Annotated in this window: 19 protein-coding genes; 8 read left to right on the forward strand and 11 right to left on the reverse strand. The window is 42.2% G+C overall.

Going from position 1 to position 15727, the window contains the following annotated elements; genetic code table 11:
* Nucleotides 1-16: 16 nt before the first annotated feature.
* From EDD68_RS01995 to EDD68_RS02005, 3 genes are all read right to left on the reverse strand, one after another.
* The gene (locus tag EDD68_RS01995) at nt 17-2281 is read right to left on the reverse strand and encodes a DNA internalization-related competence protein ComEC/Rec2 (RefSeq protein WP_132370536.1); all 2265 of its coding nucleotides are present in this window, start codon (nt 2279-2281) and stop codon (nt 17-19) included.
* Nucleotides 2282-2293: 12 nt separating this feature from the next.
* Entirely contained in the window at nt 2294-2863 is a 570-nt protein-coding gene (locus tag EDD68_RS02000; RefSeq protein ID WP_132370537.1) for a ComE operon protein 2, read from the reverse strand.
* 88 nt (nt 2864-2951) lie between these two features.
* Nucleotides 2952-3545: a helix-hairpin-helix domain-containing protein gene (locus EDD68_RS02005; protein ID WP_132370538.1), complete on the reverse strand. Its 594-nt coding sequence runs from the start codon at nt 3543-3545 to the stop codon at nt 2952-2954.
* Nucleotides 3546-3631: 86 nt separating this feature from the next.
* On the opposite strand from EDD68_RS02005, the gene comER reads away from it, so the two are divergent.
* Nucleotides 3632-4453 carry a late competence protein ComER gene (comER, locus tag EDD68_RS02010; protein WP_132370539.1) on the forward strand — a complete coding sequence of 274 codons (822 nt, stop codon included), beginning with the start codon at nt 3632-3634 and terminating at the stop codon, nt 4451-4453.
* 234 nt (nt 4454-4687) lie between these two features.
* On the opposite strand, the gene EDD68_RS02015 is transcribed toward comER, so the two are convergent.
* Genes EDD68_RS02015 through EDD68_RS02050 form a run of 8 tightly spaced genes read right to left on the reverse strand, consistent with a single transcriptional unit; the run spans nt 4688 to nt 9721 of the window.
* Nucleotides 4688-5434, reverse strand: a complete 747-nt coding sequence (locus tag EDD68_RS02015; protein WP_165902028.1) for a class I SAM-dependent DNA methyltransferase — start codon at nt 5432-5434, stop codon at nt 4688-4690.
* Nucleotides 5431-5805: a ribosome silencing factor gene (gene rsfS / locus EDD68_RS02020; protein WP_132370541.1), complete on the reverse strand. Its 375-nt coding sequence runs from the start codon at nt 5803-5805 to the stop codon at nt 5431-5433. The genes EDD68_RS02015 and rsfS overlap by 4 nt, the downstream gene beginning before the upstream one ends.
* A gap of 13 nt (nt 5806-5818) precedes the next feature.
* A complete protein-coding gene (gene yqeK / locus EDD68_RS02025; RefSeq protein ID WP_132370542.1) occupies nt 5819-6388 on the reverse strand; it encodes a bis(5'-nucleosyl)-tetraphosphatase (symmetrical) YqeK in 570 nt (189 codons plus the stop codon).
* The gene (locus EDD68_RS02030; RefSeq protein WP_132370543.1) at nt 6375-6944 is read right to left on the reverse strand and encodes a nicotinate-nucleotide adenylyltransferase; all 570 of its coding nucleotides are present in this window, start codon (nt 6942-6944) and stop codon (nt 6375-6377) included. Before EDD68_RS02030 ends, yqeK begins: the two co-directional genes overlap by 14 nt.
* A gap of 13 nt (nt 6945-6957) precedes the next feature.
* Nucleotides 6958-7248, reverse strand: coding sequence for a ribosome assembly RNA-binding protein YhbY (gene yhbY, locus EDD68_RS02035; RefSeq protein ID WP_132370544.1), 291 nt, complete (start codon nt 7246-7248; stop codon nt 6958-6960).
* 2 nt (nt 7249-7250) lie between these two features.
* Nucleotides 7251-8087 (reverse strand): shikimate dehydrogenase, encoded by an 837-nt coding sequence (aroE, locus tag EDD68_RS02040; protein ID WP_132370545.1) that lies wholly within the window; start codon nt 8085-8087, stop codon nt 7251-7253.
* A 14-nt stretch (nt 8088-8101) separates the two neighbouring features.
* Entirely contained in the window at nt 8102-9202 is a 1101-nt protein-coding gene (gene yqeH / locus EDD68_RS02045; RefSeq protein ID WP_132370546.1) for a ribosome biogenesis GTPase YqeH, read from the reverse strand.
* Nucleotides 9203-9205: 3 nt separating this feature from the next.
* On the reverse strand, nt 9206-9721 hold the full coding sequence (locus tag EDD68_RS02050) for a YqeG family HAD IIIA-type phosphatase (RefSeq protein WP_132370547.1): 516 nt from the start codon (nt 9719-9721) through the stop codon (nt 9206-9208).
* A 408-nt stretch (nt 9722-10129) separates the two neighbouring features.
* On the opposite strand from EDD68_RS02050, the gene sda reads away from it, so the two are divergent.
* The 7 genes from sda to mnhG all read left to right on the forward strand — a co-directional run bounded on the left by sda (nt 10130) and on the right by mnhG (nt 15679).
* The gene (gene sda, locus EDD68_RS02055) at nt 10130-10270 is read left to right on the forward strand and encodes a sporulation histidine kinase inhibitor Sda (RefSeq protein WP_132370548.1); all 141 of its coding nucleotides are present in this window, start codon (nt 10130-10132) and stop codon (nt 10268-10270) included.
* A gap of 148 nt (nt 10271-10418) precedes the next feature.
* Nucleotides 10419-12746, forward strand: coding sequence for a Na+/H+ antiporter subunit A (locus EDD68_RS02060; RefSeq protein WP_132370549.1), 2328 nt, complete (start codon nt 10419-10421; stop codon nt 12744-12746).
* A gap of 7 nt (nt 12747-12753) precedes the next feature.
* Nucleotides 12754-13095 carry a Na(+)/H(+) antiporter subunit C gene (locus tag EDD68_RS02065; protein WP_132370550.1) on the forward strand — a complete coding sequence of 114 codons (342 nt, stop codon included), beginning with the start codon at nt 12754-12756 and terminating at the stop codon, nt 13093-13095.
* The gene (locus tag EDD68_RS02070; protein ID WP_132370669.1) at nt 13088-14563 is read left to right on the forward strand and encodes a Na+/H+ antiporter subunit D; all 1476 of its coding nucleotides are present in this window, start codon (nt 13088-13090) and stop codon (nt 14561-14563) included. Before EDD68_RS02065 ends, EDD68_RS02070 begins: the two co-directional genes overlap by 8 nt.
* Nucleotides 14564-14569: 6 nt before the next feature.
* Entirely contained in the window at nt 14570-15046 is a 477-nt protein-coding gene (locus EDD68_RS02075; RefSeq protein WP_132370551.1) for a Na+/H+ antiporter subunit E, read from the forward strand.
* On the forward strand, nt 15046-15348 hold the full coding sequence (locus tag EDD68_RS02080) for a Na(+)/H(+) antiporter subunit F1 (RefSeq protein WP_132370552.1): 303 nt from the start codon (nt 15046-15048) through the stop codon (nt 15346-15348). The genes EDD68_RS02075 and EDD68_RS02080 overlap by 1 nt, the downstream gene beginning before the upstream one ends.
* Complete coding sequence (gene mnhG, locus EDD68_RS02085; protein WP_132370553.1) at nt 15329-15679, forward strand: monovalent cation/H(+) antiporter subunit G; 351 nt, start codon at nt 15329-15331, stop codon at nt 15677-15679. Before EDD68_RS02080 ends, mnhG begins: the two co-directional genes overlap by 20 nt.
* Nucleotides 15680-15727: the final 48 nt, after the last annotated feature.

The following is a 15727-nucleotide window of genomic DNA, read 5'->3' on the forward strand; positions in this document are numbered from 1 at the left end:
CTTCTTCATTCGTATCTTATGGAATCATTTTAGAAAATGTTCCATTCTGTTCAGTAAAACAGAAAATCACTGCACCGTCCCGATCCGTCCGGAAAATATGGGTGCCCTGTTTAGATAAACGATCGAGGACTTCAGGTGCTGGATGACCATACCTGTTATGAATTCCAGCAGAAATCCAGGCAATATCTGGGACCATTTTCTCAAGAAAACGTTCTGATGTGGAATATTTGCTCCCGTGGTGGGAAATTTTTAACACATCAGCTTGCAGCGACGGAAAACGTTGAATGATCTCCTCTTCGACCTGAGCATCGATATCCCCGGTAAACAAAAAGGAAAGACCACCAAATTGACCGTATAAAACAAGGGAACGGTTGTTTTCGGAATCGTAACGGACATTTTGTTCCGGATGAAGCACGTATAGTTCATGGGTGCCCAGCTGAAGCTTCATCCCCTGTGAAAGGGGATGATACGTATGATTGGATGACAAACTTTCTTGAACGTTGTTGCTGTTTAAAAACGGATGGGAGTAGACATGCTTTACATCAAAGTTATCCAGGATTTCATCAGCACTCCCGGCATGATCCTGGTCCGTATGAGTGATGATGAAATGATCAATCTGGCTAATCCCTTTGGACCATAAAAAAGGTTTGATCCTGTAAGTGAACGTATCATTTTCCCCTTCAGTGTCTGTTCCAGCAGCATCAATCATGATGACACCTTCCCGTTTAGGCAATTCAATAACAATGGTATCACCCTGACCGACATCCAGCATGGTTATGGAACCTGCAGCTGTAAAATATGGTTTCATACTTTCCAGAACGAGCAGGCATACTAATAAACAGCCGCAGAAAAATGCTTCTCTTAGTCTCTCCTGTTCCCATAGATGCATAAAGGAGAAAAACAGCACAAGATAACAAATGAAAGTATATTCACTGATTTGGCCGATGACCCATACCCCATCATGCCAGGAATCCACGAGATGTATGAATTGGATGACACCGTTATGGATTCCCTCAAACATCCCGGCTATGGCATTCGTCATTTTTACCGGAAGCCAGGCGAAAATGACCAGGAACAGGGATGCCGGGATCACAAAAAAGGTAAAATAAGGGACGATCAGGATATTTAGAAAAAAAGACAGTGGATGAATATAGAAAAAATAATAGAGCTGAAGGGGGATCAGAACGATCTGGCTAATGAAGCTGATTTGAATGGAAGGCCAGAGGAAGGATGAATGCTTGATTAGCAGTTTTTTTGAAAATACGAGAGCATAGGTTACGATAAAAGAAAACTGAAAGCCGATGTCATTGACGATAAACGGATTCAGAAACATTAAGGTAATGGCTGTCATACTGATGATGTCTGTAACAGGATACGTTTTTTTCAAGATCGATAGCAGGAGTGCTGATTCCGCCATGATAACTGCCCGAAGTACCGAAGGTTTTCCGCCGGATAAACCTAAAAACACTAACAGTGCAATCATCAATACAATCTTCAACTGCTGTTCAGTTAACCGAAACAGATATCTTCCGGCCGCATAAACAAACATCATGACAAGTCCAGTATGAAGTCCAGAAATGGCCAGTAAATGAGAAAGGTTCCATTCGCGAAACGTATGAATGGTATCAGCAGAAAGATCATCATCACTGCCAAAAATGAGGGCTCTTATCCAGTTCAATGTATCGTCGGGGTATTTCTGTTTTAGATAACGAAGGAAGGAAAGACGAAGCTGATCCATGTAGGCAAGAACAGATTGTCCAGAACATTCCGCATTCTGCACTTCTGCAAACATGACGTAGTGGATTCCCTTATGGTACAAATAATTTCGGTAATCAAAGTTTCCAGGATTTCTCGCTGTTTCAGGAATTTCAAGACTTCCTTTGATCTGACACATCGCCCCCCTTCGAATCATTTTGGCGGAAGTCCCATCAGATGTCATAAAAACCATGGACTGAACATGTGAAGAAGCATGCCTGAAAACAAAAGATATTTGATCCGGAGAAATGGAGGGAGCTGATACGATTTTCCCAGTAACAGAAGCTGCCTGAGGTTTCCCGAAACCATCCGGTGGAACTGGCTGGGAGTGAAATTTTGCCAGCCCAGTAAATACTATCACTGCTCCAAAACAGATCAGCAGAAATAAACGGAGAGTCCTGGCCGAGCGCCACATGATCAGGAGCATTCCCAGGACAATCATCATTCCCGGCCAGGTTGATCCCCTTGTAGAAAAGAAAGAAAGGATGAATCCAATCCCTGCAATAAAATGCCATTTACCTTTCATATTTCAACCCCATCACTCAAGAGTTGCAAACAGCTGATCAGCCTCTTTCCGAAGCTTATGTAATACATCGTCATTGACACCCGATTTCTCCAATTGTTTCAGCAGCCTGGCGATAAATAAAACCTTTTCTTTTGGATTTGTGTCCACCTGCAAATCATCCAGTTCTACTTTTTCGACATGAACACCGGCTTCTTCAAACAGTTCAATAGCATAGGGATGATTATTATAATCTTCTGCATAATAAACGGCCTTAATGCCGCTTTGAATAATTGACTTGCTGCAGTGAAGGCACGGAAAATGGGTGACATAGATCTCTGCACCCTCTGTCGGCACACCAAATTTTGCACATTGAAGCAGCGCATTCATTTCTGCATGTATAGTCCTGACACAATGGCCATCAATTACATAACAGCCTTCGTCTACACAGTGAACACTTCCAGACACACTTCCGTTGTATCCGCCCGCAATAATTCGTTTATCCCTGACAATCGTTGCTCCAACTTCCAGCCGGTTACAAGTGCTGCGAAGTGCCAGCAAATGACTCTGAGCCATAAAATATTGATCCCATGATATACGCTCCAATTCCAACAACCACCTTTTCTTTCGGTTTATAAAGACTATAACCAGTTTGACATCAAGTTTAACCAACTCTGTCACGATTCGTCAATATTCAAGGTACGATGATAAATTCCTTTATATTCTCCAGGGTTTTGGGGCCAATTCCGGATACATTCAACAAGTCTTCTAACTTTTTAAAGGGGCCGTTGTCTTCCCGGTATTGAATGATCGCTTCTGCTTTTGATGGTCCAATCCCGGGAAGTGTTTCAATTTCTTCCTTCCCGGCCGAATTGATTCTTACCTGCCCCTGACCCATACCACTCGTTGATGAGCCATGATCTGCCTCTCCTTTTTTTGCCACAATAATCACCATTTCATCGTATATTTTTTGAGCTAGATTAACAGAAAGTTCATCAGCTTCGTTTGTCAATCCCCCGGCGAGCTCTACTGCATCTTTCACCCGGGAATCTTCATCGATTTGATAAACTCCTGGTTTTCTGACTTCTCCTTTGATATCTACCATCACCATCGATGGTTTCTTTTCAACGTCATTGTCCCCGGATGTTTCTGTCCCTTTCGCCTCAATATCCATTGTCGGAAACACAGCATGTTCCTTTTCGGAGCGCGGCCAGAACATGACCCCGGCAAAAATGACCACCAGAAGAATAATGCCGAGAACGAACAAACGGTCTTTCGTTTGTCTCAATTCACATCACCTTTCTTTTCATAAATGGTAGTTTACCCACATACATATGTAGGAGACCATCATGGGGAAAAGGAGGGAACTGTCTCATGAACTGGGGGATTATTGGTACCGGAAATATGGGAAAAGTGTTAATCCATGCATTGATTGAGGGTGGCGTTACAGAACCCCGCCAATTATTTATTCATAATCGCACCCTGTCAAAAGCCTTCGATGTGAAGCAGGATTATCCGGATATAAACGTTTGTCCTACCCCTGAAAAAACGGTGAAATTCAGTGATATTATCTTTATTTGTGTCAAACCCCTCGACGTGTTTCCGTTGATTAAACGAATTCAGCCAGAACTAAATCAAGAACATTGTGTCATATCCATTACAAGTCCCATTTCTGTCCAGCAGCTGGAAGAATACCTGCCCTGTCAAACAGCCAGAATCATTCCAAGTATTACAAACAGAGGCTTATTCGGAGTTACACTTCTGAGTTTTGGAGAACAAATAGATTCGAACCTGAAGGAATATTTAATTCAGAGCTGCAAACTGTTTTCAAGCCCCATCATTATTGATGATGAAATCACGAGGGTTTCTTCAGATATTATATCCTGTGGACCAGCTTTCTTTAGTTACTTGATTCAGCGTATGATTCAGGCAGCATGTGAGGAGACCGATATTGAGTATGATAACGCCGTGGAGCTTGCCGAAAAAATGATTGTTGGTTTTGGCAAACTGATTGAAAAGGGGTATTATTCATTTGAAAATCTGGAAAAGAAAGTGACGGTGAAAGGCGGTGTAACCGGAGCTGGAATCGAGGTTCTTGAAAGAGAGGTAGGGGATATGTTTCATAAACTGTTTCGGGCTACGCATAACAAATATTACGATGATCAGAAAAAAATTATGGAACAATTATCTACCTGAAGTAATTCGCTGTCGTTTCCTTTTTTCCTGCATAACAAATGATTTTTCATAAAAGGATCTGGAGGGGGGCATAACCCCCATCCTCTCATATGGGGAGGGCGTCAAGAAATGATACGGTTACAATTCAAGCCGGGTTCGCCAGGTTTTTAGAAACCGGCCCTCACACCATTTCGAATTCAGGATCATTCAGGTTCAAATATCCCCGTACTCGCCGGTACAGGAGGCGATGTTGTCCTATTTTTTCTTGCTTACGAAAAAAAGCCGATCGCTTTTCTCATCTGGCCTGTTTAAGGAATAATCCCCATAAATGCCTGCAACCTCAAAGCCGGCTGCATCGAGCCATTTCTTGTAGGTTTCCATCGGGAATGTACGTTGTATGTGAACTTCATCAAAGCGGCGATACAGGCTCGTTTTCTGGTCATGTACAAAAAACGTTAATTCGTGTTCCACCTCATCTGGCTGGTTCCCTGAATGGCAAACCCATATAAAAGAAATCTGTTCATCTGCATCAGAAAACGACTTCCCGATTAAAACATCATTCACGTATTTCTGGGAATGGACATCAAATATAAAAAATCCTCCCTCTTTCAGGCTGGAATGGACATGTTGAAAAGCTTTTCTCACGTCATTTTCTTCCGTCAAATAATTGAAGACATCACAGAAACTGACCACGACATCGTAGGCTTGTTGAGTTTTAAGCACAGTTATATCCTGCTCAACCCATGTAACAGGCAATTTTCTCTCCAGTGACTTTTGCGCGGCTATTGCAAGCATATCACTTGATTGATCCACTCCTGTGAGCAAATACCCATTTTCCGAAAGGCGAAGGGTCATTTCTCCTGTTCCGCACCCCAGATCGAGGATGGTCCTGGGTTTGATCTGATGCTTTTCAAAAATCGTTTCTATAAAACGAATCCAGCTGTCATAGGGTACATGCTGCATCAGATCATCATAAACAAGGGCAAACGATTCGTATGTCATTGTTGCTCCTTCATCCCCGCCATCCATTCGTTCTGAACGGGCACTTCCGGAGCATCTCCCCAGAGACGTTCAAGATTATAGTATTCCCGTTCTTCCCGATGGAAAACGTGGCACACGATATCATCAAGATCCACAAGCACCCAGCGTCCTTGATCGAAGCCCTCCATCCGTTTGACTTCAATTCCCTTTTCCTCAGCCTGATTCTTTATTTCACGGGAAATAGACTGAACCTGACGCTCACTATTCCCGTGACAGATTAAAAAATAATCCGCTATGAGCGAAACCTGTTGCATATCCAAAACGACAATGTTTTCTGCCTTTTTGTCATCACAGGCATTGGCAGCTAGAAGAACTAACTCCTTGCTATTCATCTACAATCCCCCATTACCGTTTAAGTTTTTGAGTTAAATCATTATATGCATAAAATGTTGCCGGATATATCGGTTGCCGCTGTTTCATTAAAAATTGAATCGTATTTTTCAGGGCAACATGACAGCCCAGATCAAGGTCTTTCTCAGTGATCTCCCTTGCTTCTTCAATCCCGGGAAATTTTCTTCCCGGTTCAATGTAATCGGCAATGAACACGATCTTTTCCAGCTTTGTCATCGCTGGTCTTCCTGTGGTATGGTATCGGATCGCATTGAGAATATCCGGATCCTCTATACCATAATCTTGTCTGACCATCAGCGCTCCTACCGGTCCGTGCCATAATTCATGATGAAACTCCAGTAAATCTCTAGGCAATAATGGTTCTCTTAAAATCCACCGTTTTAACAAATCCGCTGGTCGATTTTTGGCAATATCATGAAAAGCTGCGGCAAGTTCAACTTTGTTCTGGTCTCCCCCATACTTCTGTGATAGTTTAACGGCTGTTTCAACAACTCGTTTTGTATGTTCAAATCTTTCCGGTTTCAAAAATGGCTGAACGATTTCAAAAGCCTTATTTACATCCATATAAACCATGCTCCCTTATATACCATTCCACACGGTCCGGCAACCAGTAACGAACTCCTTTTCCCTCCTGAATTCGTTGTCTGATCACAGAAGATGAAATATCAATGCCCGGTATTTCAACAATGGAAACAGACATTTGTCTTTTCAGATCATAGCCGTACCGTTTGACTCCAACGAACTGGACGAGCTGCTTTAAAAGATCAACCTTGTGCCAGTTCGGCAAAAATTCTACCATATCCGCACCGATGATAAAGTAAAATTCTGCATCGGGATCTCTTTTTTTTAATTCAGTTACTGTATCGATTGTATAAGAGATCCCTCCCCTGTTCAGTTCAATGGGATCTACTTTGAAACGGGGATTATTTTTGATCGCTTCCTTTATCATGTTTAATCGATGTCCTGAAGACGTTTTTGCCCCATCTTTATGCGGCGGAATATGAGAGGGAATGAACCATATTTCCGTTAAATCAAGGGCTTCACGAACCTCCTCCGCAACAATTAAATGTCCAATATGAGGAGGGTCAAAAGTTCCTCCAAACAGGCCAATTTTCTTCATCATGAACCATCCCTTAAGGCAATTCAATCGTTTTATGCTCTTTTGACTCTTTATAGAGGACGATCGTATGACCGATCAGCTGAACAAGTTCTGCTCCTGTGCCGTCTGTAAGTTGATGGGCGATTTCGTCCTTATCTTCAAAACAATTTTGTAATATGCTGACTTTGATCAGTTCCCGTTTTTCCAGCGCATCATCGATTTGCTGAATCATATTTTCATTCACCCCGGATTTTCCCACCTGAAAAATGGGTGTCAGATGGTGGGCCTTTGAGCGTAGAAACCGTTTTTGTTTTCCAGTTAACATGATCATTCACCTTTCAATTTTTGTTCCAGTGGCGTCAGTAATGGTGCAGGATCTATCGGGATACCCGTCCACAATTCAAAGGAAAAGGCAGCCTGATACAGCAGCATTCCATGCCCAAAATGGATTCTTGCCCCACTGGCTCTGGCAGCTGCTAGAAATGTAGTTTCAATCGGCCGATAGACAATATCACTGACAACCGCCCGGTGTTTTACATTCATCGGGGACAGGGGATGTTCATGAACATTCGGATACATCCCTGCTTTTGTGGTCTGTATAACTAAGTCATATATCCCCAGTTGTTCTTCAGCTTCTTGAAGAGAGAATACATCAGTTGAAATATTACTTGATTTTATTTGATGGGCTCTTTCAACGGTACGGTTAGCTAGATCGATCTGTTTAAATCCTGAATCCATAAGAGCGAAATAAATCCCTCTGGCTGCCCCTCCCGCCCCGATGATTAGCGCCTTTTTGTCGGTCTGATCCACAAACAGATCAGGGTATTCTGATTGCAGGGAGCGAATGTAGCCTTTGCCGTCGGTATTGTAACCGAACCATTTCCCCTCTTTATGGACAACCGTATTGACTGCTCCCATCTGTTCAGCTAATGGATCGAGTTCATCGAGATACTTGATGATCCTTTCCTTATGGGGAACGGTTATATTAAAACCGTCAATTTCTAACTTTTTTAAGAACTGGAGCGTTTGCCCAAGTTCCTTTTCAGGCACATCAAGCGTCCGATAAATTCCCTGTTTTCCGCTCATGTTCAAAAATTGACCATGTATCCATGGGGAAAGGGAATGTTCGATCGGATGTCCGATTACGCAAAAAAACAGGCCCATATTGACTTCCTCCTCTATATTAAGGAAGGTCTTAAACCTACCCTGACACCCTCAGGAAGATAGGCGGTCACGGTGGCGTTTCCTTCAGTTACAGTTACCCATCCTAGTCCTGAAAACACAATATCCGTCTTATTGTCTTTGATTTGAAACGTATGTGGTTTTAAAGGCGGGAGCTGTTCCATGGTTGCTTCGCCGGGGGGAGTCAGTAAATCCCCAAGATGTTCAGCATAAAGACGGTCAGCATTTTCTAATTTTGTTCGATGGATCATCAGTTCATTTGAAAAATAGCACACAAATGAATGTTTACCTCCTTTTTCATAATCCAGTCGGGCCAGTCCGCCAAAATACAGGGTTTGTTCCTCAAAAAGCTGATAAACCCTGGGTTTGATTTCTTTTTTCGGTGTAATGACTTTTAAATCGCTTTTTGAAATGTAATGAGCCATTTGATGATGATGAATAATTCCCGGTGTGTCGTACATCGATTTTCCATCATCTAGCGGAATATCGATAAAACCGAGGGTTGTTCCGGGAAAATAGGATGTGGTAATGGCTTCTTTCTCTCCCGTGGTCTGCTCAATTAAATAATTCATAAAGGTTGATTTTCCTACATTTGTACACCCTACGACGTACACATCCTGTCCGTTTCTCAATTCATTTATTTTTACAGCCGCCTGTTTCATGCCAATTCCTTTTTTGGCGGAGACAAGATAAATATCTTCTACTTTCAGTCCGAGATCTTTTGCTGATTTCCTCAGCCACTGTTTTACTTTATTATAATTTGTTGATTTGGGAAGCAAGTCCACTTTATTCCCGACGAGGACAATGGGATTTTTCCCTGTAAAACGCGGTAATCCGGGTATAAAGCTTCCATTGAAATCAAAGATATCCACAATTTTGACAATAAGAGCCTTTTTCCGGCCAATTTCATGAAGCATGTTTAAAAATTCATCATCATGAATGGAGACATCCTGTACTTCATTATAATGTTTCAGGCGAAAACAGCGCTGACAAACCATATCTTCCCGCTTCAGGCTTGACTCAGGTGCATACCCTGGCTGATCGGGTGCTGTTGTCTGAATAGTTGCGCCGCATCCCTGGCAAATTAATCCGGTCATGACTCATTCCTCCCAGGAAATCATTCCTCTTTTTTTCATCAGTCTCATAATTCTCCGTTCAATTTGTCTGTTGATTCTCGTCAAGAAACCATCTGATTTAGCAATTGGTATAACGAGAATGGTATGGTATCCGGCCAGGTTTCCTCCAAGTATATCCGTTAACAATTGATCACCAACAACAGCAATTTCTTTCCTGTTTAAACCCATTTGTTTTTGTGCCTGATGAAAGGCCCTGGACAATGGTTTTCTGGCTCTATAAATGAATGGGATATGGAGAGGTTCAGAAAAACTTGTTACTCTCTTTTTATCATTATTTGAAAGGATTGTCACTTTCATCCCATGTTCCTTCATTAACTGAAACCAGTTGAAGACAACCTTGCTGGGGGCCTTCTCATTCCACGCTACAAGGGTATTATCCAGGTCTGTAATAATCCCCCGTATTCCCTGTTGTTTTAACTGTTCAGGGGAAATCTCAAAAATTGAGTCCACCTGTTCGTCGGGCAAAAATTTATGCAGCAAAACAATTCACCTCAGTGTAAACGAATAATACATTCACTCTAACATCATATAAAATTTATCCATGCCTTTCAAAGAAAAGTTTACCTCAATCAGGCATAATTTTTAAATCTATGCCAAACCATTCAGAAGGTATGCTGAAAAATTTTCGACAATTTGTTTCAATATCTTACTTGTGGATAACTTTATTAACAGTATCAACAGCTATATATCAATCATTTTTGTATAAATCGGCAACTAACTCACATGTTATTCACACCCCTGTGTGGATAGCGAGCATATTGTCTCTTCCTCCTATTCATGGTACATTTAAAATAACTTTTGCACATTATCTCATCCACGCGCTCACGTTTTCTGGTATGAGTAGAGTTTGATACAGGAGGTGAGCAGCCTGCTTTTTGGGCGGTCACTATGGAACATTTGTCGGACGAGTTGTTAATTGAGTCCTATTACAAAGCCAATGAATTAAATTTGAGTGAAGAATTCATTCAACTCATTGAGGATGAAATACACCGCAGACAATTAACCCATAAAATTAAGCAATCTTCATAATCAATTTAGCGGATTTTACATCCTTATCACAGGTGTGATAAGGTTTTTTTATTTTTCTGGTTATTTTAAGTTGAAGGAAGGTTCTACTTTTTATTACAATGAAGTGGACGCAATTCAAAATATTAATACACAGGGAGGATATTAGACAATGATCTATGCCATTCTGGGACCACTTATCATCTCATTCCTGATTCCCTTTTTTTATAAATGGAAACATAAAATACATACTGGCTGGATACTCCTTCCGGTTCCTTTTGTCATATTTTTGTATTTTTTGCAGTTTGTAGGCTCAGAATTTAGCCCCATACGACAATCCTACCCCTGGATTCCTTCGCTAAATATCGTTTTTGATTTGCATCTGGATGGATTGAGTTTATTATTTAGCCTTCTCATAAGCGGAATAGGGACACTGGTTCTTTTGTATTCCATTTATTATCTGGATCAATCTGAGAAGCTGGCCCATTTTTACATCTACTTGATGATTTTTATGTCCGCCATGCTCGGTGTCGTCCTGTCGGATAACGTATTCGTACTTTATACTTTCTGGGAATTCACATCTCTTTCTTCTTTCCTGTTAATCGGTTACTGGCATCACCGGGAGCGCTCACGCTATGGCGCACTAAAATCGATGCTTATAACGGTTTTTGGTGGCCTTAGCTTACTTGGTGGCGTCATCCTGCTTACTACCACAGCCGGGACAGCCAGCATACAGGAAATGATTGATCAAAAAGATGTGATTATCAACAGTTCCTACTTTCCGCTCATTTTAGTCTTTATTTTTCTCGGTGCTTTTACCAAATCGGCCCAATTTCCTTTTCACATCTGGCTGCCCGATGCAATGGAAGCACCAACACCTGTAAGTGCGTATCTGCACTCGGCAACCATGGTCAAAGCCGGTTTATATTTAATCGCCCGCCTTTCCCCAATTCTTGCAGGTGAACCGTGGTTTTTCATAGCGGTAAGCGGGATTGGAATGGTTACGTTATGCTGGGGTTCCTTTATGGCTGTCCGCCAGACAGATTTAAAAGGAATTCTTGCTTTTTCCACGATCAGCCAGCTTGGTATGATTATGACCATGCTCGGATTTGGTACGAAAGCAGCAGTGTTTGCTGCCGTTTTTCATATCCTGAACCATGCCACTTTTAAAGGAAGTCTATTTATGGTAGCGGGTATTGTTGATCATGAAACCGGGACAAGGGACATCCGTAAACTAGGCGGACTGATGACACTCATGCCCGTTTCCGCAACCCTTGCTCTGTTTGCAACCTTTTCCATGGCGGGTGTGCCATTGCCATTATTAAATGGATTTTACAGCAAAGAGCTATTTTTCAGCTCCAGTCTGGAACTGAGCACATCAGGAGCCGCATTGATGAATACACTCGCTTTGGTGATGCCATATCTGGCTGTTTTGGGCAGTATATTTACTTTCGTATATTCCATGTATTTCTTCTCTGGAACATTTCGTGGAAACTTACAGGCGGATGTTCTTCCGAAAAAACCCCATGAAGCTCCCTGGGGCATGCTGATTTCTCCGATTGTGCTCGTATCCGGGGTCATTCTGATCGGCCTGTTTCCAAATATGGTCAATGAACCATTGCTTGCGAAGACAGCAGAAGCCGTTTATGGAGAAGCTGTTCAGAAAGAAATATACTTCTGGCATGGTTTTGAAACACCATTTTACATGAGTATGGCTGTCGTGGGCCTCGGAACACTGCTGGCCTTTACCCAGAAAAGGTGGGCCCGGGTATATCAAGTGATTCCGGGAAAATGGAGCTTCAATGTACTATATGATTTAATCGTATCCGGCATTTACCGTGTCTCTGAAACGGTGACTGAAAGTTATATGAACGGTTCGTTAAGAAGATATATCCGTCTCATTTTGCTGGCTATGCTGATTGCCGGGTTTGGATTTATGATGACAACCGATGGATTTATGTTCAGCAATGCGGATGTTGCTCCGATCTCACTCACGGAAGTATTAATTGCGGTCACCATGGCTGTGGCTGCTTTTGCAACGATCTATACTTCTAACCGTATCGCTGCAATTTTAATACTCGGCGTGGTTGGATATGGCCTGTCTCTTTTGTTTGTCATCTATCGGGCACCCGACCTGGCTCTCACCCAATTAATCGTTGAAACGGTAACAGTAGCCCTTTTCCTTCTGGCCTTTTACCATCTGCCGGAACTCAGAAAAATCGATGATGATAAAAAAGAGCGGGGCATAAATGTCATTGTGGCCGGCCTTTTCGGTCTACTAATGGCTGCTGTTGGTATCAGTGCTCACAGCAGTAAATGGTTTGAACCGATCTCCGATTATTTTCTTGAAACCTCTAAAACACTTGGAGGAGGAAAAAATGTTGTCAATGTCATTTTAGTAGACATGCGGGGATTGGATACGTTATTCGAAATCACTGTACTTGGGATCGCCGCCCTAGCTATATATGGCCTAATAAAAATCCGACGTACCAGGGAGTGATGAATCCGTGGAAATCTTAATGTCCATACTGGCCGGTATCTTGTTCGCTACAGGTCTGTATAACCTTATGCAAAAACAAATTCTTCGTATCGTCATCGGAACCGGCCTGATATCCCATGGAGCCCATCTGTTTATTTTGACCATGGGCAAGCTAAAAAGAGGTGCGCCTCCGATTCTGGATGAGGGAGTAGGAAACTATGTGGATCCTCTGCCCCAGGCGCTGATTTTAACATCCATCGTTATCAGTTTCGGAGTGACCAGCTTTTTACTCGCACTGTCCTATCGCACGTATGTATTAAACAAAACAGATAATATGGAAATGTTGAGGGGTAATGAAAATGATCAGTAATCTGGCTGTACTTCCGATTGTCATACCGCTTCTGTCGGGAATTATTGCTGCATTTTTTCACAAAAAAATCATACTCGTCAGGTTTTTCTCAAAATTTATGATTATATTTAATTTACTCGCGTCCGTCTGGATCGGGTTTTACATTATGGAAAACGGATCGGTAATTCTGGAAACGGGAGACTGGAAAGCACCTTACGGAATTATCCTGGTGGCGGATCAGCTATCTATCATTCTGGTTATCACAACAAACGTGATTGCTTCTTTAGCTGTTTTTTACGCCAGATCCGTATTAAGCGAACGAAAGGAACATTACTACTTTTATACGTTTTTTTTCCTATTGATTTCCGGTGTATCGGGAGCCTTTTTAACCGGAGACTTGTTCAACCTGTTTGTCTTTTATGAGGTATTCTTAATGGCTTCCTATGCACTAATCGTCCTGGGAGGGGAAAAAATTCAGCTCAGGGAATCCTTTAAATATGTCATTTTAAACTTATTTTCATCGATGCTGTTTGTCACCACGGTTGCCTTCCTCTATTCGGTCGTGGGCACGGTCAATCTGGCACAAATAGCTGAACGGGTACAGGATGTGGAGCAAAAGGGAATTTTGACTACGATTGGCATATTACTATTCTTTGTCTTTGCATCAAAGGCTGCTATTTTCCCTTTGTACTACTGGATGCCCAAATCCTATATCGTTCCGAACCCGGTTGTTTCAGCACTGTTTGGTGCCCTGTTGACAAAGGTCGGAATTTATTCCATCCTGAGAGTCTTTTCTCTGATCTTTGTCCACGAACCGATGGTTCAGCAGCTGTTTTTATGGCTCGCAGGGCTCTCTATGATCTTCGGTGTGATCGGAGCTTTATCCACTTATAATGTGAAACTGATCATTGTATATAACATCATCCCTGCCGTGGGCTTCATGCTTATGGGCATCGGACTTTTGTCCGAAACGGGATATGCGGGTGCTGTCTATTATCTCGTTCACGACATGATTATTAAAGCTGCCCTGTTTATGCTCATTGGCCTGATTGTATATCGGGCGGGAACATCTGATTTAAGAAAAATGGGCGGGCTGCTTCATCGATACCCCCTGCTGGGCTGGACCTTTTTTATATCTTCGCTTGTACTCGCAGGAATTCCGCCATTTAGCGGGTTTATCGGAAAACTTCTCCTCCTGCAGGCAGGTTTTGAAAAGGATCAAATCATGCTCGTCCTCATTGGACTTGGATCCAGTCTGCTGATCCTCCTGTCCATGATCCGTATTTTCATTCATGCCTTCTGGGGGGAAGAACAGGAAGTCGCTGCTGTTTCGAATAAACCAGCTCCTTCCCTTGCTCCGTCTGTCATTCTTGTATTGATATCGGTTATTCTGGGGGCTGGAGCCGAGTGGTTTTATCCCTTTGTTGAAGATGTTTCGAACATGCTCGCGGATCGTGACATGTATATTAACTCTGTATTAAAGGAGTAAACGATCATGGCTTTACAAATTCTTTTAAATCTCATTATTGCATTTATGTGGATGTTTTTGCAGGAATCCTATACTTTTTCTTCTTTCTTTGCCGGGTACCTCATTGGGATTTTTTTGCTTTTCATGCTGCAGCGTTTTATTCCCGATACCTTTTACATGCGAAGAATATGGCGTTTTGTTCGGCTGATTTTACTATTTATAAAGGAATTGATTTTATCTAATATCAGCATCGTTAAACTTGTCTATAAGCCGAATCTGGATATTCAGCCGGGCATCTTTGCATTGCCTACAGATTTGACCAAAAATTGGGAAGTGACGCTGCTTGCCAATCTCATTTCACTGACACCCGGCACGCTGTCCATTGCCGTTTCGGATGATCAATCAACCATTTACATTCATGCACTGGATATCCCGGATGTGGAAAAAGAAATTCAGTCGATTAAAGAAACGTTTGAAAAAGCCATTATGGAGGTGACACGTTGATGAAAGACTTTGGGGTAAACCTTTTAGATATTGTCACGCTGATCAGCCTGATCGCTATTTCTATATCCATCCTAATGCTTTTATACCGTGTGGTAAAAGGTCCGACAAACCCCGACCGGGCTGTTGCCCTTGATACTATAGGTGTCAACTTAATGGCATTAGCAGGTGTTCTCGCCATCCATCTGGTTACAACGAAATTAAATGACATTATTCTGTTAATTGGCATCCTGCTTTTTATTGGTACGATTGCACTCGCAAAATTTTTAGAAAAGGGTGTTATCATTGATCGAGATCATCATTAGTCTTCTGTTGATTATTGGAACTTTTTTTATCCTTTCCAGCTCAATTGGCGTTTTGCGGTTTCCAGATGTCTACACCCGCTTACATGCTGCTACAAAATCAGCTACTTTAGGTGTAGCCAGTATCATGATTGCTGCGTTTTTGTTTATGCTGTTTGATGCCAATATTGTGAGCGGTAAATTAATTCTTGGAATCCTATTTGTTCTGTTAACTTCTCCGGTGTCCGGCCATATGATCTCCAGAGCAGCCCACCACAGCGGAGTCAAGCTATGGGAAAAAAGCATCAAAGATGACTATGAAACAAAGCTGGAGTCCATAAAAAAGAAGACCTGAGTAAAACAGCCGCCTCATCATGCGGCTGTTTTCCTTTTTGAAAGTCTT

Source organism: Melghiribacillus thermohalophilus, assembly GCF_004342905.1.
GTDB classification, from domain to species: domain Bacteria; phylum Bacillota; class Bacilli; order Bacillales; family Alkalibacillaceae; genus Melghiribacillus; species Melghiribacillus thermohalophilus.